17 protein-coding genes are annotated in these 19321 nt (G+C 72.3%); 7 read left to right on the forward strand and 10 right to left on the reverse strand.

Annotation, left to right across the window (positions count from 1 at the left end):
* Window positions 1-110: 110 nt before the first annotated feature.
* The 5 genes from AC07AB_RS04230 to AC07AB_RS04250 all read right to left on the reverse strand — a co-directional run bounded on the left by AC07AB_RS04230 (window position 111) and on the right by AC07AB_RS04250 (window position 6575).
* Window positions 111-1154, reverse strand: a complete 1044-nt coding sequence (locus tag AC07AB_RS04230; protein WP_478559765.1) for an AvrD family protein — start codon at window positions 1152-1154, stop codon at window positions 111-113.
* Window positions 1155-1360: 206 nt separating this feature from the next.
* The gene (locus AC07AB_RS04235) at window positions 1361-1864 is read right to left on the reverse strand and encodes a MarR family winged helix-turn-helix transcriptional regulator (protein ID WP_478559768.1); all 504 of its coding nucleotides are present in this window, start codon (window positions 1862-1864) and stop codon (window positions 1361-1363) included.
* Window positions 1865-2032: 168 nt separating this feature from the next.
* A complete protein-coding gene (locus AC07AB_RS04240) occupies window positions 2033-3673 on the reverse strand; it encodes an MFS transporter (RefSeq protein WP_478559771.1) in 1641 nt (546 codons plus the stop codon).
* A gap of 409 nt (window positions 3674-4082) precedes the next feature.
* Complete coding sequence (locus AC07AB_RS04245) at window positions 4083-4868, reverse strand: aminotransferase class IV (protein ID WP_478559774.1); 786 nt, start codon at window positions 4866-4868, stop codon at window positions 4083-4085.
* A gap of 138 nt (window positions 4869-5006) precedes the next feature.
* Window positions 5007-6575, reverse strand: coding sequence for an FAD-dependent monooxygenase (locus AC07AB_RS04250; protein WP_478559777.1), 1569 nt, complete (start codon window positions 6573-6575; stop codon window positions 5007-5009).
* A gap of 38 nt (window positions 6576-6613) precedes the next feature.
* On the opposite strand from AC07AB_RS04250, the gene AC07AB_RS04255 reads away from it, so the two are divergent.
* Window positions 6614-7357 (forward strand): TetR/AcrR family transcriptional regulator, encoded by a 744-nt coding sequence (locus tag AC07AB_RS04255; RefSeq protein ID WP_478559780.1) that lies wholly within the window; start codon window positions 6614-6616, stop codon window positions 7355-7357.
* Window positions 7358-7662: 305 nt separating this feature from the next.
* Here the strand turns inward: AC07AB_RS04255 and AC07AB_RS04260 are convergent, their stop codons facing one another.
* A complete protein-coding gene (locus tag AC07AB_RS04260) occupies window positions 7663-8895 on the reverse strand; it encodes an FAD-dependent monooxygenase (protein WP_478559783.1) in 1233 nt (410 codons plus the stop codon).
* A 203-nt stretch (window positions 8896-9098) separates the two neighbouring features.
* Here AC07AB_RS04260 and AC07AB_RS04265 point away from each other — a divergent pair, with 203 nt between their 5' ends.
* From AC07AB_RS04265 to AC07AB_RS04280, 4 genes are all read left to right on the forward strand, one after another.
* A complete protein-coding gene (locus AC07AB_RS04265; protein WP_478559786.1) occupies window positions 9099-9815 on the forward strand; it encodes a hypothetical protein in 717 nt (238 codons plus the stop codon).
* Between the two features lie 5 nt (window positions 9816-9820).
* Window positions 9821-11284: an APC family permease gene (locus tag AC07AB_RS04270; RefSeq protein WP_478561514.1), complete on the forward strand. Its 1464-nt coding sequence runs from the start codon at window positions 9821-9823 to the stop codon at window positions 11282-11284.
* 252 nt (window positions 11285-11536) lie between these two features.
* Window positions 11537-12313 carry a L,D-transpeptidase family protein gene (locus AC07AB_RS04275; protein ID WP_478559789.1) on the forward strand — a complete coding sequence of 259 codons (777 nt, stop codon included), beginning with the start codon at window positions 11537-11539 and terminating at the stop codon, window positions 12311-12313.
* Between the two features lie 13 nt (window positions 12314-12326).
* The gene (locus AC07AB_RS04280) at window positions 12327-12914 is read left to right on the forward strand and encodes a YIP1 family protein (protein WP_478559792.1); all 588 of its coding nucleotides are present in this window, start codon (window positions 12327-12329) and stop codon (window positions 12912-12914) included.
* 615 nt (window positions 12915-13529) lie between these two features.
* Here the strand turns inward: AC07AB_RS04280 and AC07AB_RS04285 are convergent.
* The gene (locus AC07AB_RS04285) at window positions 13530-14024 is read right to left on the reverse strand and encodes a helix-turn-helix domain-containing protein (protein ID WP_478559794.1); all 495 of its coding nucleotides are present in this window, start codon (window positions 14022-14024) and stop codon (window positions 13530-13532) included.
* A 393-nt stretch (window positions 14025-14417) separates the two neighbouring features.
* On the opposite strand from AC07AB_RS04285, the gene AC07AB_RS04290 reads away from it, so the two are divergent.
* Both AC07AB_RS04290 and AC07AB_RS04295 read left to right on the forward strand, forming a co-directional pair.
* Window positions 14418-15359, forward strand: a complete 942-nt coding sequence (locus tag AC07AB_RS04290; RefSeq protein WP_478559797.1) for a trypsin-like serine peptidase — start codon at window positions 14418-14420, stop codon at window positions 15357-15359.
* Window positions 15360-15489: 130 nt separating this feature from the next.
* Complete coding sequence (locus AC07AB_RS04295; RefSeq protein WP_478559800.1) at window positions 15490-15897, forward strand: NUDIX hydrolase; 408 nt, start codon at window positions 15490-15492, stop codon at window positions 15895-15897.
* Between the two features lie 33 nt (window positions 15898-15930).
* Here AC07AB_RS04295 and trpS read toward each other — a convergent pair whose 3' ends face one another.
* The 3 genes from trpS to AC07AB_RS04310 form a co-directional block, all read right to left on the reverse strand.
* Entirely contained in the window at window positions 15931-16962 is a 1032-nt protein-coding gene (gene trpS, locus AC07AB_RS04300) for a tryptophan--tRNA ligase (RefSeq protein WP_478559803.1), read from the reverse strand.
* Between the two features lie 227 nt (window positions 16963-17189).
* A complete protein-coding gene (locus AC07AB_RS04305) occupies window positions 17190-18026 on the reverse strand; it encodes a hypothetical protein (RefSeq protein WP_478559806.1) in 837 nt (278 codons plus the stop codon).
* Window positions 18026-19300, reverse strand: a complete 1275-nt coding sequence (locus AC07AB_RS04310) for a VWA domain-containing protein (protein ID WP_478559809.1) — start codon at window positions 19298-19300, stop codon at window positions 18026-18028. Before AC07AB_RS04310 ends, AC07AB_RS04305 begins: the two co-directional genes overlap by 1 nt.
* Between the last annotated feature and the right edge of the window lie 21 nt (window positions 19301-19321).

Consider the following 19321-nt stretch of genomic DNA (forward strand, 5'->3'; position numbering starts at 1 on the left):
CCCCCCCCCCCCCCCCCCCCCCCCCCCCCCCCCCCCCCCCCCCCCCCCCCCCCCCCCCCCCCCCCCCCCCCCCCCCCCCCCCCCCCCCCCCCGCGGCGGCTGCCGAGCGCTCAGGCGGCGGCGAGCATGGGCAGCTGGTGCGCTATGGAGCACCGGCCGTGAATTCCGGAGAAGTCGTCGACCGCGAGGTCGGCGACCCGCCAGGTGTCGTCGCCGAGCCCGAGCAGCCGGGTCCGGGTGACATACGCCTTGGCCTCGATGGGGCCCGCCATGGGCCGCAGCGGGCTGTGCGCACCGACCACCGTGCGCCGCATCCACAGCGTGTTGCTGCGGCCGCGGTCCACCCCGTCCTGCGCGTACAGCAGCGCCTGCGCGAGCTGCGCGACGCACACCAGCGTGTCGACGAGCGACACCGAGGGCGCGTACGCGGCCTCGGCGCCCTGCGCCTCGTACAGCCGCTCGACGCTGGGCACGACGAACTGCCGCGCCTTGACCTGCTGTTCGGCAAGGTCCACGCTGACCCCGTCGGCGTGGTGGCTGTGCGCCTTGTAGCCCGCGCCGTAATGCCGGGTGCGGGCGGCGCCGAGCGCTTCCTCGTCCGTCTCGTAGCGGGCCGGGCCGCGCACTCCAGCGCCGCGCGCCTCGTGCACGAAGTCGCAGCGCACCTTCAACTCCCCGATGCGGCAGTCGTAGACGCTGCTCATCGGTGTGCTCGGGCCGACCCCGTCGGCGTCCGCCGGGCCGGCGGACGCGCTGTGCGCGAGCCGGGCCGAGACGGCGAAGTCCGAGAGGTCCTCGTGCGGCCGGCTGCCGGCCCGGATGTCCGCGGTCCGCAGCCAGGTGCGGCGCCGCTGCCCCTCGTCGAGCCCGTGCGCGCCGTTCAGATGGATCTCGGCGAGCGAGGCCGCGAGCACGAGCGCGTCGATGCTGCTGAGGTGCGGCCGCAGTTCGCGGCCCGCGGCCTTGCGGGACCAGTCGGCCGGATAGGTGAGCGTGGCGCGGGCGTCGGCGCCCGCACCGGGCCCGATGAGCCCGTCCGTCTCGATGTGGCGCAACTGCTGTCCGACCCGCTTGTATCCCGTGCCGAAGAACCTCGAACCTCGCGGCCCGAGGCAGGCATCGAGCGAGTCGAAAACCAACCTTTCTTCACTCATCCCCGTTTTCCTTCCCCCGTTGTTGCTCACTTTGAGGCTAGCACCGGGAAAACATCAACAGGACTCTTGTGAAGAGGCTCACTTCAACTGATTCAAGTCAACCAAAATACATTTGACACGAGTCTGACGGGAGGAATTAAGTGCTCCGAATACATCACCCCCAAGAATGCGGAACCGTGATTTGGCGGAGTGCTGAATTCTGCCGTTCAGTCATCGCAGGCGACGACGCTGGGCAAGCGGCCGGCGAGTAGTTCTCCGAGGATCTTCCGCAGCCGGTCGCGGTCGGCGGAGTCCACGGCGGCCAGGAAGCCCTGCTCCACGTCGTCCACGGCGCGCGAGGCGCCGGTCAGAGCCTGCCGCCCGGCGTCCGTCAGATGGAGGATGTAGCGTCGGCGGTCGGCGGGATTCCGCCGCCGCTCCACATGGCCCGCGCCCTCCATCTCGTCGATGAGCGCGACCATCGTGGTGGGGTCGAGGTTCAGCAGTCGGCTCAAGTCCTGCTGGGAGAGGTCGATCTGACCCTCCAGGGCGGCGAGCACGTAGAAGTACCGCATGCGCATCCCGCGGGATTCCAGGGCCCGGTCGGCCTCGTGCATGAGCAGGAGCCCGGCCTTGTGCAGCAGATAGCCGGTCCGGCGCACGAGGGGGAAGTCCACTGCCTCGGCCGCGGATTGAGGCAGTGGGGCGGAGAGATGATCGGTGGTTGACATCAAGGGCCGCTTCCGTCGGGGGGATGGGAAGGTCTGTCGGTCTGCGCTCACCTGCCATTATCGCCGGTGGCTCGGAGGTTGAACATCCACGATCGCCGGAACCGGATACGGAGAGCGGCAGGTGCCCCGGGGGCCGAAGTCCCCGGGGCACCGTCGCACGCCGGTCGGTCAGGCCCCGGCGGAGACTTTCCCCGTGGCATCCGCTGATGCCGTCTCCACCGCGGTCCCGGCGCGGGCACCCTCGCTCTCCGCCCCGGTCAGGGCGCTCTCATGGAGATCGCGGGTGCGGATGAACGCGAACGCGATCAGTGCGCCGAGCGCCGCGATCGACGCGCACACGATCATGACCTCGTGGAGGCCGTCCGCGAAAGCTGTACGAGCCGCCCGGTCCAGTTGCCCGGCGATCGCGGCCGGCATCCCGGCCGCCGCCTGCGAGCCGCCGCCCGCGGCGACCGCCGATCCGAACTCCTGGGCCCGATCGCCCAGTTGGCGTCCGGCGTCGGAGTTGACGAACAGGTCGGTGACCCTGGACTGGAAGAGCGCGCCGAAGGCGGCGATGCCCACCGCGACGCCCACTTGCTGGAACGTCTCGCCGATCCCGGACGCCATGCCCGCCTCGGACGGCTCGGCCACCGCGATGGACAGCGAGGCGCGCGGCGGGTTGAACAGGCCCATGCCGAGGCCAAGCCCGAACATGCTGGGCAGCAGCGACGTCCAGGAGCTGTCCGCGTCCACCAGCGTGACCAGGGCGAGCCCCAGCGCCACGAAGGTCATCGCGAGGCCGACGAGCACGCGTTGCGGCATCCGGGTCGTGAGGCTGCCGCCGATGGCCGCGGCCACGAAGAGCGTCAGCGTCAGCGGCAGGAAGCGCAGCCCGGTGTCCCAGGCCGAGAAGCCCAGCACGTTCTGCACGTAGGAGATCTGCAGGAAGAGCGCGGACATGGTGGCCGCCGCGCAGAGCAGGGTGACCGCCGAGATGCCGTTGAAGGTGACGTTGCGGAAGAGCGTCAGGCGGAGCATCGCCCGTTCGCCGAGCCGCCGTTGAGTGAGATAGAAGGCCACGAAGAGCAGCGCCGAGGCGATGAACATGCCCACGATCGCCGCGCTCCCCCAGCCCTGCGCCTCCCCGCGCAGGAAGCCGAGAACGAGTAGGGCGAGCGCACTCGAAAACAGGACCAGCCCCCACCAGTCCACCGAGTGCGCTCGCGGGTCCCGCGATTCGCGCATGCGCAGCACGCCGATCACCAGCGCGGCGATGCCGACCGGGACGTTCACCAGGAAGATCCACCGCCAGTCGAGGCTGTCGGTGAGGGCGCCGCCGATCAACGGGCCGAACGCGATGGACAGTCCCACCACGCCGCCGAAGATCCCGAACGCCTTGCCCCGCTCCTTGCCGCGGTACTCGTGTCCGATCAGCGCCGGGCCGACCGCGAAGAGCATCGCGCCGCCCAGGCCCTGCACCCCTCGCGCGGCGGACAGGAATGCCGCGTTCGGGGCGAGGCCGCAGGCCAGCGAGGCCAGAACGAAGATCACGAATCCGGCGTTGAACACCCGCTTCCGGCCGAGCCGGTCCGCCAGGGAGCCCGCGGTGAGGAGGAAGACCGCGAGCCCCAAGGCGTAGGCGTCGAGCACCCATTGCAGGTCGGAGAAGGTCGCGTGGAGATGCGTGCGCATATCAGGTAGCGCGACGTTCACCACGGTCAGATCGAGCATCAGCATGAACGTCGCCACGCAGACGGCGGCGAGCGTCCATCCGCGTCCGCCGCCGGGCCTCGGCACGGCAGTGGATGTCGCGGTCGACTCGGTCATCAAGACTCCCCCAGTCCTTCACACCGTCTATCGGATCTTCAATCATTTATCTTTCCTACGATCCAAGAAGGTATGGAAAGGGGTTTCGACTGTCAACGCTTCCAGGGGTGTTCGCGCGCAATCAGGCCGGAACCCTACCCACGAACCGGAGATCGGCGAACTCCCCTCCACAGCAGCCGAGTTGACCTGACCAGCGGTCCACCGCGAAGACGATCGCCGGATGGGAGTTCCGGCCGGGGACGGACAGCGGCGGCCCCGATGGCGCGAAAACGATGTGCCGCGGATACGCCCCCACCGCCCCGGCCGCCTCCCGGCCGCAAGGCGCGACGCACCACGCCCCTCCGCCGACGGAGCCGTCAGCGAAGGGGCGTCAGAAGGGGGTGCCGGAGAAGGCCGTCGGAGGAAGCCGTCAGAGGGCGTCCGCCGCGATGGTCCGGAAGATCCGGATGACCTCGTCCACGAGCGGCACGTCGGCGGGAAGGGCCAGGTCGTCGACGCGGGAAACAGGGGCGATGCCCTGGGCGTTGGTGAGGAAGGCCCCGCCGTAGGAGGCCAAGTCGGCGGTGCGTACGCCCTCCCGCCGCCAGGGCAGCCCGGCCTTGTCCAGTTCCCGCCGGAGCAGCAGCATCGAGATGCCGTCCAGGGCGGGGGCGTCGGGCCACACCACGGTGTCGCCGTCGATGAAGGCGACGTTGGTGATGGCCCCTTCGGCCACGGTGCCGTCGGGCCCCACCAGCAGCGCCTCGTCGAAGCCCGCCCGCTGGACCTGGTTGCGGAAGTAGCCCTGTGCGAATCCGCCCGTGTGCTTGATGTGGGCGACGGGGCGCTGGTACGGCACGGTGCGCAGGGATTGCGCGGCGGTCGGCATGGTCGCGGGCGGGCGCACGCTGACCAGTACCGAGGGCTCCGCGCCGGGAACCGGGGCGAAGACGTTGACCCGTACCGAAGCGTCCTCGGTGCCGGCGAGTGCCTGCCGGATCAGCTCGCGGATCCGGGCGCCGTCGAGGCCCGTGCCGAACAGTTCGCGCGTGGCCGCGTCGAGCCGCGCGAGATGGAGCTCAAGGCCGCATACCGCCCGGCCGCGCACCTGCATGGCAGTGAAATGGCCGTAGTTGCTCATCAGGGGGGCGAACAGCTCTTCGGCGGTCGCGGCCCGCCCGTCGAGCTCGATCCGGAGTTCAGGGAGATCGGTCACGCCGCCCACCCTACGCGCGTGTCATCCCCCGAACGGCGTAGTCCGACGCGCCGCCGGACCGTACGGACCGGTGTACGGACCGGTGTACGGACCGGTGTACGGACCGGTGTACGGACCGGCGGCGGCGCACCCGTACCGCTACGCGCCGGCAGTGCGCGCGGCAGCTATCCGGCCCCCCTCCACGCGGTCCGCGTCCGCCCCGGACAGGTCGCCCCGGAGCAGGCCGTCGCGCACGTCGGCCGCCGCGTCGGGGTCCGTGCCCCGCCAGGCGACGATGTGGTCGGGCCTGAGCAGCAGGCACTGGCCGGCGGGCAGGAAGTCCAGGTCGTGCCGGTGGACCCGGAGCCGGTCCGCTCGCGGCGCGGCGGTCCGCGGTCCGGCGAGGAGCGACCAGCCGGGCCCCGCGAGGTCGATCGTCGACCGGGTACGGGCCTCGTCGAGCCAGCGGTGGGGGACGCGGGTGCCGACGCGGCCGGCCGGTGCGAACTCGGTGACCGGCTCCGGATCGTCCGCGGCCTCCGGGTCGCACGCCAAAGCGCCCTCGGTGTGCTGGAACGCCCCGGCGGCCAGGACGAAGGGGTGGGCGAGGGCCGGGTCGGGGGGCGACGAGGGGTTCTCGAAGCTCGCGACGCGGCGGCTGGACTCGTCGGCGGCGAACCAGCCGGCCGGGCGGCGTTCGGCGTCGTAGCTGTCGAGGAGGGCGGGGGCGGCCTCGCCGCGCAGGACGGCGGCGAGCTTCCAGCCCAGGTTGTGTGCGTCGGCGATCCCGGTGTTGGCCCCGCTGGCGGCGAACGGCGGCATGACATGGGCGGCGTCCCCGGTCAGGTGCGCGCGGCCGAGGCTGTAGCGGTCGGCGACGAGCATCTCGGCCTGCCAGGGCAGCACGCTGAGGACGTCGAGGTCCGGGGCCGGGACGCCGAGTGCGGTCCGCAGCAGGGCGGGCCAGTCGCGGTCGGTCTCGCCGCCGGGGCTCATGAACACCCACCGGCGGCGCCCGTCGACGTAGGCGAGCGCACCGGGGGCGTCGGGGTGGCCGAGCCGGCAGAGGTTGAACTCCCGGCCGCGCACGACCTCGGCGAGGTCGGCGTGGAAGTAGACGTTCACGTTCGGGCCGCCGATGGCGCCGTGTCCGGAGCGGCTGATGCCGAGGGCATCGCGCACGAAGCTGCGCGCTCCGTCGGCGGCCACCAGGTACCGGGCTTCGATGCGGTGGCGGCTGCCGTCCGTGCGGTCGAGGAGTTCGGCGCTCACCTGGTCCTCGTCCTGGTCGAAGCCGAGGAGTTCGGTGTCGAACCGCACGGTGGCACCGGCGTCGACGGCGGCGGCGCGCAGCACCGGTTCGAGGAGGTCCTGGGCGATCAGGCAGGGCGGTTCGGGGCTGACGTCGAGGGCCGGGGCGCCTGCCGCCACGGGCTGCCACAGCGGGAGTCGCTCGGCCTCGGCCAGTGTCCGGCCGGTCGCCATGTGGTCGTGGCCGGCGAGGTCGCGGGCGGCGTGGAGGACCAGGCCGGCGAGGCCGAGCTCGCGGAAGATCTCCATGCTGCGCACGTGGAAGCGGCGCGCCTTGGGCTGCGGAGAGGTCGTCGAGCGCTTCTCCGCCACTGTGACGGCCACACCGTGGTGGCGCAGCACCAGCGCGGCGGTCAGGCCGGTCAGGCCGCCGCCGGAGATCAGCACTTCAGGGCTCTGTGTACGTTGTCCACTCATGGTGGACAACGTACACCCGATGGTAGGGTGCCACCGACATGACTTCCTCCGACCGTCCCCCCGCCCCCGGTGGCCTGGTGTGGTTCGACGAGCCGCCGCCCCGCCGGACCGAGCAGCTCAGCCGCGAGCGCATCGTGAGCGCCGCGATGGACATGGCCGACCGCGAGGCGGCCGGCGAGTTCACCATGCGGGCCCTCGCCACCGGGCTGGGGGTGCGCAGCCCCATGGCCCTGTACCGCTACGTCGGCAGCAAGGACGGGCTGCTGGACCTGATGGCCGATCAGGTCTACGGGCAGTTCACCGTCGCGCGCGGCGAGGGCTGGCGCCACGCGTTGCGCACCCTGGGCGGCACGGGGTGGGACGCCGTGCAACGCCACCCGTGGTTCGCGCGCCTGGCTTTCAGCCGCCCCCCGCTGGGGCCCAACGCCCTCGACCTCTACGAATCCGCGCTCACCGAGCTCGACCCCCTCGGGCTCGACGCGGCCACCCGTATGGGGTGCGTCAACACGGTGCTCGGCCAGGTGTTCAGCTCCGGTCTCGCCCTTCTTGAGGAGCGGACCATGCGGGCCCGCTCCGGGCTGAGCACCGACGACGACCTGGAGAAGGCCGTCACGCCCTACCTCGAACGGATCGCCGCCGCGGGCGAGCACCCCCACTTCATCCGCTGGGCCACCGACCCCGGACGGCACGCCCCCGGCCCTCAGCCGTTCGACCAGATCCTGGAGTGGCTGCTCGACGGGCTCGCGACCGTCGTCTCCCGAGACGGCCGCCCGCCGGCCTGACCGGTGCCGAGCGCGCGGCGGGGCGGCACGGCACCGGGCCGCGCCGCCCCGTCACCGGCCGCTCGGCCGGGCCGGCCCTCCGGCGCCGTCCGGGCCGCCCACCGCTGTTCGACCCTGCCGAACCGCCGGTATGCGAGCGCCGCCGCCCAGACCACCGCGGAGTGCCCGACGGTGACGGAGCCGACGCCGTCGAGGCCGGAGATCCAGCCGGTGAGCGAGTCGCCCGGCGCCGGTTTCTCGCGCAGGGCGCTCGTCAGCTCGACGGTGCCGATGAGGAAGGGGACGGCGATCGACAGGCCCCTCGCTCACCCACCCAGGGCGTGGCCGCCGAACCCCCGCTCGCCCTCCGACGCCTCGCGCCACCACTCCTCGGTGGTCCGCTGGTCCATGGCCGCCCAGTCCGGTACGGACAGCACCTGCGCCCCGCCGAGCCGCCTGCCGAGCTCCAGCACCGCCCGGCCGATCGGCGCGCGCTCCGCGTCGTACGCGGCCAGTCCCGCGTCGCAGCTCTCGGCGGAGCGCAGTGCGCGCTCCAGCACCGTGGCGTCCTGGAGCGCCTTGACCGCGCCGCTTCCGGTGTGCGGCCGGGCGATGGCCGCGGCGTCGCCGAGGAGGACGAGGCGGCCCTTGGCGAAGTGCGGCACCGCGAGGTCGTAGATGGGCTGCACGAAGGTGTCCGCCGCGTGGGTGCGGTTGATGACCTCCCGCCAGTAGGGCGGGAAGTGCTCGGCCACCAGCCTCCCCTGATGCTCTATCAGTTCGTCCGCGACGGCCCGCGCCGGCGGCACGGTGGGGTCGTCGAGCCGCAGGCCCGGTACGTCCGGGGGGACCGCGTAGAACACCCAGTTGACGGAGGTGCCGCGGCCGTGCGGGCCCGGGATGCGATACGCGATCATGTGGCCTCCGGGGAAGGCGACGGTGGCGGCGTCCTGTTCGGCCCACGCCTCCCGGGGACCCGGCAGCCGCTCCGCCGGCAGCGAACCGCGCCAGGCGAGGTACCCGGCGTACCGGGGCGCGACGTCCGGGTACATCGCGGCCCGTACGACCGAGCGGTAGCCGTCCGCGCCGATCACGAGGTCGAACCACTCCTCCGCGCCGTCCGCGAGGCGCAGCATGGCGCCGCGCGGGCCCGCCCCGTGGTCCGGGCCGGGGGCCACCGATTCGACGACGGCGCCCGAGTGGTAGGCGGCCGACTCGGGGACGCGGGCGCGCAACTCCCGCCAGAGGGAACCCCAGTTGTAGGAGCGGAAGGGGAAGGGCAGCACCCCGATCTCCCGGCCGCCGCGCGCGTCCGTGTCGCCCAGCAGCCAGACCCGCCGGGTGAGCCGTACCCAGGGCATGCCGGCGTCGACGTATCCGGCGTCCTCCAGTTCGGCGTACCGGTCCTGCTGGACGGCGAGGCCCACACCCCGGTCCTGCAACCGCTGGGCGGCCCGTTCGTACACCACGACCTCGGTCGCCCCGGCCCGTACGGCGGCCAGCGCCGCGGCACAGCCCGCGATGCTCCCGCCCACGACGGCCACTCGTCCTCCGCGCACAGCTTCCCCCTGTCCGGTCGGAATCCGCTCAGGTCATTGACATGAACCGTGCGAATCCTTAACGTCCTGCCCCACCCAATAGGAAGGTTTCTTAATTTCCAGCCGCGAAAGGTGAATTCCGCCGCCCGCCCCATTTGCCGGCCGCCCCATCTGCGGGCCGCCTCAGCCGACATGCCGCCTCAGCCGCCCGAGAGGTACCCGCCGTGTCCCTCCGCCCCGTCGCGCCGCTCGCCGCCACCGGCCCGCTGCTGAGCGCCGCCCTCACCGCGCGCGCCACCGCCCCGGCGGCGCCCTCCACCGTGCTCGTCGACGGCACGGGCGACGGCGGTCCCTTCTACTCCCCCACCATGAAGAAGACCTCCGCGAAGGACTTCCCCATCCCCTGGCGGTACCGGTCGGACTTTACCGTCGAGGACGCCGCGGCACGCGCGTATCCCGACTTCGGCGGAGCGCTCTCGGCGGCTGGCGGCCACGTGAACGGCGAGCGGGCGGCCGGAACGGACCGGAACGCCGGCGCGTACACCCGGCACGAGCTCGACACCACCTCTCTGACCCGAAAGGGCGTCAGCTCCGTTGCCCCGAAGGCCCGTCCCCATGGTCCGCACAAGGACCTGACGATGTGTCGGGCGAACCGGGGGCCCGGCGGCACCTGCACGACGGCCGTCACCTTGCGCCGCACGGGCGGTGGTCCGGCGCCCGCGCTGATGACCGACGTCCATGTCGTGGACGCGGACGGCAAGCCGGTGCTACCAGTGCGGTGGACGGACAACCAGGCCGGCCTGCGGCCCGGCGAGCCGGTGACGGTCACCGCGGACACCCGCACCGCGGATCCGCACGGTTCGGCGCCCCCGGTGCGGGTGTCCGGCCGGAACACCCCACAGAGCACAGCGCGGAGCGTGCCACGCACGAGAAAGGGCTGATGCACATGCCGGACCTACTGGACGAGCGCGTCGGATTCGTACGGCGCATCGGCCTGTTCCAAGCCACCGCCATCAATATGAGCCAGATGTGCGGCATCGGGCCCTTCGTCACGATCCCCTTGATGGTCGCGGCCTTCGGCGGGCCGCAAGCCGTGATCGGATTCATCGCGGGCGCGATCCTCGCCCTCGCCGACGGGCTGATCTGGGCCGAGCTGGGCGCCTCGCTGCCGGGCGCGGGCGGCAGTTACGTCTATCTGCGGCAGGCGTTCCAGTACCGCACGGGCAAACTGATGCCGTTCCTCTTCGTGTGGACGGCGATGCTCTTCATCCCGCTGGCCATGTCCACCGGGATCATCGGGTTCGTGCAGTACCTCGGCTATCTGTGGCCGGGCATGAGCCGGGGGCAGGGCGACCTCGTCGGGCTGGTGACCATCGTCGTCATCCTCGCGATGCTGTGGCGCCGGGTGGAGAACATCGCCAAGCTCTCGGTCGTCATGTGGACCGTGATGATCGCCTCGGTGGTCCTCGTCATCCTGGCCGCCTTCACCCACTTCAGCCCGGAGCGGGCCTTCACCTACCCGGCGCACGCCTTCGAGCTGACCAGCAACCACTTCTGGATCGGCTTCGCGGCGGGGCTGACCATCGGCATCTACGACTACCTCGGCTACAACACGGCCGCCTATATGGGCGCCGAGATCAAGCGGCCCGGCCGCACCCTGCCGCGCGCCATCATCTACTCGATCCTCGGCATCATGACGATCTATCTGCTGCTCCAGATCGGCACGCTCGGCGTCATCGACTGGAAGGACATGCTGGACCCGGACAACACGGCGTCCTCCTCCGTCGCCTCGGCGGTGCTGGAGAAGGCCTGGGGCAAGAGCGCCGCCAACACCGTGACCGTGCTGATCCTCATCACCGCCGTCGCCTCCGTCTTCGCCGGGCTGCTGGGCGGCTCGCGGGTGCCCTACGACGCCGCCCGCGACAAGGTCTTCTTCCGCCCGTACGGAAAACTGCACCCGCGCCACCGCTTCCCCGTGCTGTCGCTGCTCACCATGGGCGCCGTCACGGCCGTCGGCTTCATGATCGGCAGGCATACGGACCTGGCGACCATCATCCAGCTCCTCACCACCGTCATGGTGATCGTGCAGGCGCTGGCCCAGATCGCCGCCGTCACCGTGCTCCGCCGCCGCCAGCCCGGTCTGCGGCGGCCGTACAAGATGTGGCTGTACCCGGCGCCGAGCGTCGTCGCGCTCGTCGGCTGGCTGGTGATCTACGGCTACGCGGACGAGAACTCGCCCGGCAGGCACCCGATCGAATGGTCGCTGGCCTGGGTCGCGGCGGGCTGTGTGGCGTTCCTGCTCTGGTCCCGGTACGAGAAGGTGTGGCCGTTCGGTCCGCGCGAGATCAGCGAGGAGTATCTGCACGGCGCCGACCCGGACGCCGAGGAGCCCACACCGATCGGCGGCTGAGGCAGGCGCCCGGCCGAGAGTCCGTGTCATGTTCCTGGCCGGGCGCGCGGCGTCTGGCACGCGCGCTGATCCGACCAGGGGAGACGGCACAGGATCTGACGGCCGAAGGCCCCCGCGGCGCGGGGGCCTTCGGCCTCATTCCAGCCACGCGTGTCGCCGCGGTCAGCGGAATTCACGCGTCCGGGTAGGGTGCGAAAGATCCGTATATCCCTACCTGGTGGACCGGAATTGAACGAAAACGAACGTGTACGCGTGACGCGGCGAGGCAAGGTCGTCCTCTCGACGGCGACCGCGGCCATCGCCGCCGCGGGACTGTGGAGTTGGGCCGCCTCGGGGCACGAGGTCAAGGCCGACTCGCCCCCGGCCGCGGCCCCCGCGACGACGACGCCCGCCGCGCCGACGGCCGCGCCGCCCTCCTCGACGCCGACCGGTGACGGCCGGATTCCGGGCCTCGACGCGGCCGCGCGCAAGCGAATACCGGCGGAATCCCGCCAAGTTCTGGTGGTCACCGGCCAGGGCGCCGACTCCTCCGACTCGACCGCGGTCCTCTACACCCGGGCCGAGGACTCGCGGCTCTGGCGGCCCGGCCCGAGCTGGCCGGCGCACAACGCCGCGCACGGCTGGACCCCCGACCACCACTACGGCGACCTCCGCTCCCCCGAGGGCGTGTTCACCCTCACCGGCGCGGGCGGCAAGCACGCCTTCCCGGACGCGAAGCTCCCGTACGACCACAACGGGTACTTCGTCGCCTCCGGCAACGGCGTGGAGGGCGAACCCCTCGCGGGCGCCTTCGACTACGTCATCGGGATCGACTACAACCGGGTGCCCGGCACCTCACCGCTCGATCCGCGGCGGCCGCTCGGCGCGAAGAAGGGCGGCGGCGTCTGGCTCCACGTCGACCACGGCGGCCCCACCCAGGGCTGCGTGAGCCTGAAGCCGGAGGTGATGAGAACCCTGCTGCGCACCCTCGACCCGAAGCTCAAGCCGGTGGTCGTGATGGGCCCGGCGTCGGCTCGAAATCACCGGTGATAGAACGGCAACCATGCCTGCGACCATCGCCCCGCCCCCGCCCGCGCCCCCCACGAAACGGCGCAGGCTGTACTGGCACCGGCTGATACCCGGCCTCTGGTACCGCCCCGTCGAGATCCTGGACGAGGCCCGGGACCGCAGCGTGTGGGGCGCGGCGGTCCTGCTCTGCCTGGTCTGCTGCGCGCTCGGCACCGTCACCAAGGGCTCGTTCCGCCAGCAGTGGGACGGCAACCGGCTGCTCGCGCTGGGGTCGCTGGCCACCGTCGAGGCCGGGGTCCTGTTCGCCAGCCTGGTGCTGGGCATCGTCACCCACAGCATCGCCCGGCGCCTGGGGGGCAACGGCAGGTTCGGCCCCACGGTCACGCTCTTCATCGTGCTGTTCTGGACCACCGACCTGCCGCGCCTGGCGCTCCACGCCTGGCTGCCGGCCCATTCCTTCGCGGTACGCGCCGTGGCCGGTCTGACGTGGCTGTTCGGCTACGCGCTGGCCGCGTTGCTGATTCGCGGTCAGCACCATCTGCCGACGCACAAGGCGCTCGCCTCGGTGAGCATCCAGATGCTGGCCGCCGCCGCTCTGCTCAAGTTCCCGCCGGGGAACTGAGGGCGCGTCTGTTCAAAAGGAAGGCCCGCCCGGTGCGACGGGGGATGCACACCGGGCGGGCACAGGAACCTTTGTACCTCATCAAGGATGGGTTATGCATCAAAAACCTGTTCGGCTGACTGATTACCAGCGAGCGGGGAGCGATATCAGGCCACGCGCGCGGATCACGGAACGCCGCTTCAGCGCTGGCCGGCCCCTGTTCGGAGTGGGTTCGGGCAGCCGATCGTGAACTTCGGGCGTCCGTTCCGCAGGCGCCGCGTACGGTGCCCAGGGCCCCGTACGGGCCATCGGCGTGCCCTGGCAGCGACGCGTCCCGCACCCCGGCACGAGGCGTCCCGACTGGCCACAGCACCGGATCCGCGCGGTCCGGGCCCGGGAACAGGTCCGGACCACAAGGGCTCGGGTACGCGGCGGGCGGCGTCTTCGCCCCCGCCGCCGCGGTCCGTTTGCCGGTCTCCGCGTCCTCGACCGGAAACCGACGGATCGCACGGGCGGCGCCGGGTCCGTACACGCTCGTACAGACCCGACACCAGCCTGTGTCGCAGGCGGCCTTGACCCCCGTCCAGGGCCACCTCGTCTCCACCGATCCGCGCCGGATCGCGAAGCCGGGTCCGCTCAGCTCTCGCCACGCGGTTCCTCGGCTCCCGTCTCGGGCGGGTCCGCCGGAAGGTTCATCTGCCGTCTGAACTGGCCGATGATCGTCGTCAGACTGTCCTGCACCTCCGGCGGCAGACCCACCGAGCGCAGGGCGATCGCGCGTACGCGCTGGTCCCGCATGGCGGCGAGGAAGCGGACCTCCTCCTCCACCCGCTCGGCCTGAGACGGCGACAGATCGCCTAACAGGTAACCGACCGGCACTCCGAAGAACTTGGCCAGCGCCCGCAGCAGATCGGGACCGGGATTGGCGCGCCGGCCGTTGCGCAGCATCGACAGATACTGCTCCGTCACGCTGACCCCGCCGTACTCGTCCGTCCCGGTGCTGATCCGGTCCGCCACGTGTCCGTTGGTGTAGGGAGCGCCCGGCGGGTGCATGCTCGCGAACAGGTAGTTGAGCCGTTCCGCGAGCGGGCTCTCACCGGCCCCCGCCGATCTGTCGCCCCCGACTGCCATTTGCTCCATCCTTCGGAATGTGTCGCACGGCATCTCACGGGCAGTTAAGCCCGCAACCGCCGTGGAGAGCATCTTGCCATGGAGGTAACGCGCCGCACCAGGGCCCCAGAAGGAAAGGAGGGTGTGTCTTACTTAACCACCGGTTTAACGGGGACCGGTTCTTGACAGCCGTACGGAAGCAACCTATGGGGCCGCAAACCCATCTTGACCATAATGCGGTGACGCCCGCCCGCGGGGAAGCCTCGGACCTGTGGGGTGGCACACCTCGCGGGCGCCCGCGACGCGCGACGGCCGCGGCACCCTCGCGTACACACCGCGCCCGAGGGACGATGGCACGCTCGTACCGGCAGAGACTCCGGCCTCGCAGCTCTCGCCCCCGGGAGGACCCGCTCCATGAGAAGACCGCGCCCCGCACTGCTCCCCCTGCTGGCCCTGCTCCTCGTCGCGGCGGCCACCGCCGCACCCGGCACGGCGGCCGCACACCCCGCCGCCGGCCCCGAACGCCCCTCCGCCGCGTCGGACGACGCCTACTGGACGGCGCGGCGGATGGCCGCCGCGCGGCCCGTCGCGGACGGCGCCCGGACGGCGGCGCGCGGCACCGCCCCGGCCGCCGGGCCCACCGCGCCGAGCCACCCCTTCGACGGGCTCCCCCAGGTGGGCACGTTCTTCTGGGCGGACGACACCGGCACCGGGCGCTCCTGCGGCGGCACCATCGTCCGCAGCCCGCACCGCGACCTCGTGGTCGGCGCCGGGCACTGCCTGCGCTCCCCCAAGCCGAAGCGCCACCTGTCCTTCGTGCCGCGCTACCACGACGGGCGGAAGCCGTTCGGGCTCTTCCCGGTCGAGCGCGTCTACATCGACCAGCGCTACTACGACCTGGGCACCGACGCGGGCGCCCGCTGGGACTACTCCGTCGTGCGCCTCGGCCCGCGCGCGGACGGGACCGAGGCACAGGAGGCCGCCGGCGGCTTCCGCCTGGGCGTGTATCCCGGCTACGAGCACCGGCGCGTACGGCTGATCGGCTACCCGGGCACCGACGACGCCAAGTACCCCAGACCGCTGGACTGCCGCTCGTCCACGCACCGCTACACCAGCACCGACCCGGCCGCGCCCGGCGACTTCCTGGAGATCGCCTGCGCGGGGTACATCGGCGGCACCTCCGGCGGCCCGTTCCTGGAGCGGTCCCCCACCGGGTACCGGCTCATCGGGGTGATCGGGGGCTATCACACCGGAGGGGACTTCCCGGACGTCTCCTACAGTTCGTACTTCACCGCGGACACCCTGGCGCTCTACGTGCACGCGGTACGGGGCGATGCTCCGGCGCAGCCTCGGTAGGGCCCGTCCCCGCCCCCGTACGCCCGTGTCCCGGCTTCCCCTCGGAACGCCCGGGGCTCCGCGGGCGCGTGCCGTCCCTCCTGCGAGAATGCGTCACGTCGGTTTGGCGCGTACGAGAGGTGGCCCAGCGGTGTCAGCGGTACTCCCCGTCCTGGAATCGGTGAGCTGGCTGTGTGTGCGGGACGGACGGCTGCTGGCCGTGCGCACCCACGGCCGGGAGGTCTTCTACCTGCCCGGCGGGAAGCTGGAGCCGGGTGAGAGCGGTCCGCAGGCGCTCTCCCGCGAGCTGTCCGAGGAGTTGGGGATCGACGCGGCGCCGGAGGCGCTGACCGAGGCGTTCGTCGTCGAGGACGTGGCACACGGGCACGACGGCAGGCGGCTGCACATGACCTGTTACACCGGTGAGGCCGCGGGCGAGCCGGTGCCGGGGAGGGAGATCGCCGAGCTGGCGTGGCTGGGAGTGGCCGACGCCGGGCGCGGAGCGCCGGCCCTGGGCCAGGTCATCGCCCGGCTCGCGGCCGAGGGACGGCTGGCCTGAGCGGTGGGCGGGCCCCGCTCCCGCCCGCCCGCTTCAGTAGGCCGCCCCCATCGCCTCGCGCACTTCGCGCAGCGTCGCGTCGGCGATGGCGTTGGCGCGCTCGTTGCCCGCGCGCAGGATCTCGCGGACGTACGCGCGATCCTTCGCGTACGCGGCGCGGCGGGCCCGCATCGGGCGCAGGTACTCGTTGACGGACTCGGTGACCAGCTTCTTCAGTGCGGCGGCGCCGCCCGCGCCGATGTCCTCGGCGACCAGGCGCGGGTCGCGCTCCTGGCAGAGCGCGGCGAGGAGGACGAGGCCGGAGACCTCCGGCCGGGCCTCGGGGTCGAAGCTGATGTGCCGTTCGGCGTCGGTCTTCGCGCGCTTGACGAGCTGCGCGGTCTCGTCCTCGGAGGCGCCGAGGGCGATGGAGTTGCCGCGGCTCTTGCTCATCTTGCCGCCGTCGGTGCCCAGCAGGTTGGGCGCGGCGGACAGCAGCGCCCGGGGCTGCGGGAAGATCTCCGGACCGCCGTGCGCGTAGCGGTCGTTGAAGCGGCGGGCGACGGTGCGGGTGACTTCGAGGTGCGGCAGCTGGTCCTTGCCGACGGGTACGAGGTTGGCCTTGCAGAAGAGGATGTCGGCGGCCTGGTGGACGGGGTAGGTGAACATGAGCCCGCTCACGGCGGACTGCCGGGAGTGCGCGATCTCGTCCTTGACCGTGGGGTTGCGGCCCAGTTCGGCGACGGTGACCAGGCTCAGGAACGGCAGCAGCAGCTGGTTGAGCGCGGGGACGGCGCTGTGCGCGAAGACGGTGGCCCGTTCGGGGTCGACGCCGGCGGCGAGATAGTCCAGGACGAGGCCCTCGACGCGGTCGCTCAGGCGGTCGGCGATGTCCCGGTCGGTGAGCACCTGGTAGTCCGCGACCAGGATGAACATCTCGACGCCGAGGTTCTGGAGCCGGACCCGGTTGTGCAGGGTGCCGAAGTAGTGGCCGAGGTGGAGCGGGCCGGTGGGCCGGTCGCCGGTCAGTACGCGGTAGTCGCCGGGAGCGCGGCACACGTCGGCGTCGAGGGCGGTGGTGGACATCGGGGTTCTCCTCGCTGGTGGGGGCCGGACGGCGGCGGCCGGGAGCGCGGAGAACGCACGAGGGCCGCCCTTGCGGACGGCCCGTGGTCGTGTCTGATCGGAAGCCGTCCCGCTAGGACGGCCACCAGCTCTGACACGGAGAAAAGTGCATGCGGCGATCATAACGCCCTGGTGCGGTGCGGGCGGCGGCCCGGGGAAGTCGCCCGTACCGCCGCCCGCGTGGTCCGCTAGCGCACGTCGCCGTACCCGTCGCCCGGATACCCCTGCCCCGGCTGGCGCGCGGCCGGCGGGCGCGCGCCCCAGCGGCTGCGGGGGTGCCTGGTCAGGGTGTAGCCGCCGACGCCGAGGAGCGCCGCCAGGACGCCGCCGCCCAGGGTCCACGCCCAGCGGTCCGAGAACCAGCCGCCCGTCCAGCCGTCCTCCGGCTCGGCGACCGCCTGGGCGTGCAGCGGCGCGCCCAGCTCGCCGCCGCCGTCGTACGAGCCGCCGACGCCCTCCGCGGTCGCCTCGACCCCGGCGCGGGCCGCCAGGCCGAGGTCCTTGTCCGGTACGTCCGCGACGGTCAGCCGCAGGTAGTACGCGCCGGGCAGCGGATCGTTCGACCAGCGCTCGGCCCACGGCCGTACGGTGCGCAGGGTGCAGGTGAGGGTGAGGGTGGTGTCCGTCTCGGACGCCCGCTTCGTCGGCTCCCCGGAGGCGCACGCCTGGCGGCGGCGCAGCCCGTCGAAGACGTCGAGCTGCCAGGTGGCCGCCCCGTGCCGGAGGCTGGCCTCCGGGAGCGTCACGGTCGCCTTGGCGGTCGCCCGCTGGCCGGCTCCGGCCGGGAACTGCCAGTAGAGGTAGTCGCCGGTGGAGGCGGTGGCGCTCGCCTTCTGGCCCTGCTTGATGGCCGTGGCGGTACGGAACCCGGTGCCGGCCTCCGTCGGCGCGGAGCTCTCATCACTCGCGCTCGCGCTCCCGCTCGGTGCGGGGCTCGCGTCGTCGGCCGCCGCGGAGGCGGCCGGGGCGAACAGCAGGGCCGAGGCGGCGAGCAGCGCCGCGCCCAGCACACGTGTCGTACGCATCAGTTCGCCCTCCAGACCGCGACGCGCCAGCGGGTCAGCCAGCCCCAGATCAGTCCCGCGAGCAGCCCGATGCCGCCGAGGGCCGCGAGCAGCACCCAGCCGCGGCCGAGGCCGAAGGCGGCCACGTCGGAGGCGTTGTCGGGCGACTTGACGAGGTCGACGGCCAACTCGACCGGCAGCCCCGGTTCGCGCTTGACGGAGTCGGGGGCGGAGAAGGAGTGGGCGACCTCAAGGCAGACGGTCCTGGGGTCCGGCTGGCTGCCGTCGGACTTCTTGTCCTGCTCGGCCACCGGGTACCGCAGGCCGGAGGAGAGGACGTCGGTGCGTCCGCTGCCCGTGTCGCTGCCGCGTACGAGCTCCTGGCCCTTGTCGCTGACGGCGCGCAGCCGCACTCCGTAGTCGGGGTTGACGGCGCGGTCCGCGCTGACGCTCACCGCGGCGCGCAGTTCCTGACCGGGGTTCACCTTCACGCGGTACCAGCGGTGTTCGGCGAACTTCTCGCGGTCGGTGAAGATCCCGGCGCCCAGCACCGGAGCGTCGGTGCACTGGTCCGTGGCGCCCTGCACCGCCTTCGGCGGCGCCTCGACCGGGTCGGCCGTGCGCTTGACGAGCTGCTTGATGCGGCCCGAGAGCTGGTCGGCGTGCTGCACCGAGGTGTACGTGCCGCCGGTCGCCTCCGCGATGCAGCTGAGCTGCTTGCGCGTCTTGTCGTCGTGGGCGAGACCGAGCGTGTCGACCGTCAAGTGCGTGCCCTTGGCGGCGAGTTCACGGGCCACGTCGCAGGGGTCGGGCTTCCCGCAGGAGTCCTCGCCGTCGGTGATGAGGACGATGCGCCGGGTGCCGCCGTCGTTGCCGAGGTCCTTGTCGGCGGCGCGCAGCGCGTAGCCGATGGGCGTCCAGCCGGTCGGCTTCAGATGGGCGACGGCCGCCTTGGCCGTGGTGCGGTCCACTTGGCCGACGGGGTACAGCTGCTTGCTGTCCCGGCAGCCGATCACCTTGTCCTCGCCGGGGTATTCGGATCCGAGGGTCCGTATGCCGAGCCGGACCACCTCCGGCGTCGCGTCGATCACCTCCCCGAACGCCTGCTTGGCCGCGTCCATGCGCGACTGCCCGTCGATGTCCTTGGCGTTCATCGAGCCGCTGACGTCGAGGACGAGTTCTACCTTGGGGGCTTTCTCCGCCGCTTCGTCCGCGGCGAGGGCCGGGGAGGTGCCGGCGGCCAGGGTGGCGAGCACCGCGAAGGCGCCCGCCGCCAGCCGTCTTGTGTTGATCATTTCCCGGATCTTAGTGATCAC

The sequence above is a fragment of the Streptomyces sp. NPDC044033 genome, from assembly GCF_056434425.1.

Bases quoted from the DNA above. Each gene is read 5' to 3' on its own strand.
- AC07AB_RS04290 (WP_478559797.1), top strand. From the start codon at position 14,418: ATGAGAAGACCGCGCCCCGCACTGCTCCCCCTGCTGGCCCTGCTCCTC.
- AC07AB_RS04305 (WP_478559806.1), bottom strand. From the start codon at position 18,026: ATGCGTACGACACGTGTGCTGGGCGCGGCGCTGCTCGCCGCCTCGGCC.
- AC07AB_RS04280 (WP_478559792.1), top strand. From the start codon at position 12,327: ATGCCTGCGACCATCGCCCCGCCCCCGCCCGCGCCCCCCACGAAACGG.
- AC07AB_RS04285 (WP_478559794.1), bottom strand. From the start codon at position 14,024: ATGGCAGTCGGGGGCGACAGATCGGCGGGGGCCGGTGAGAGCCCGCTC.
- AC07AB_RS04230 (WP_478559765.1), bottom strand. From the start codon at position 1,154: ATGAGTGAAGAAAGGTTGGTTTTCGACTCGCTCGATGCCTGCCTCGGG.
- trpS (WP_478559803.1), bottom strand. From the start codon at position 16,962: ATGTCCACCACCGCCCTCGACGCCGACGTGTGCCGCGCTCCCGGCGAC.
- AC07AB_RS04310 (WP_478559809.1), bottom strand. From the start codon at position 19,300: ATGATCAACACAAGACGGCTGGCGGCGGGCGCCTTCGCGGTGCTCGCC.
- AC07AB_RS04255 (WP_478559780.1), top strand. From the start codon at position 6,614: ATGACTTCCTCCGACCGTCCCCCCGCCCCCGGTGGCCTGGTGTGGTTC.
- AC07AB_RS04235 (WP_478559768.1), bottom strand. From the start codon at position 1,864: ATGTCAACCACCGATCATCTCTCCGCCCCACTGCCTCAATCCGCGGCC.
- AC07AB_RS04270 (WP_478561514.1), top strand. From the start codon at position 9,821: ATGCCGGACCTACTGGACGAGCGCGTCGGATTCGTACGGCGCATCGGC.
- AC07AB_RS04240 (WP_478559771.1), bottom strand. From the start codon at position 3,673: ATGACCGAGTCGACCGCGACATCCACTGCCGTGCCGAGGCCCGGCGGC.
- AC07AB_RS04250 (WP_478559777.1), bottom strand. From the start codon at position 6,575: ATGAGTGGACAACGTACACAGAGCCCTGAAGTGCTGATCTCCGGCGGC.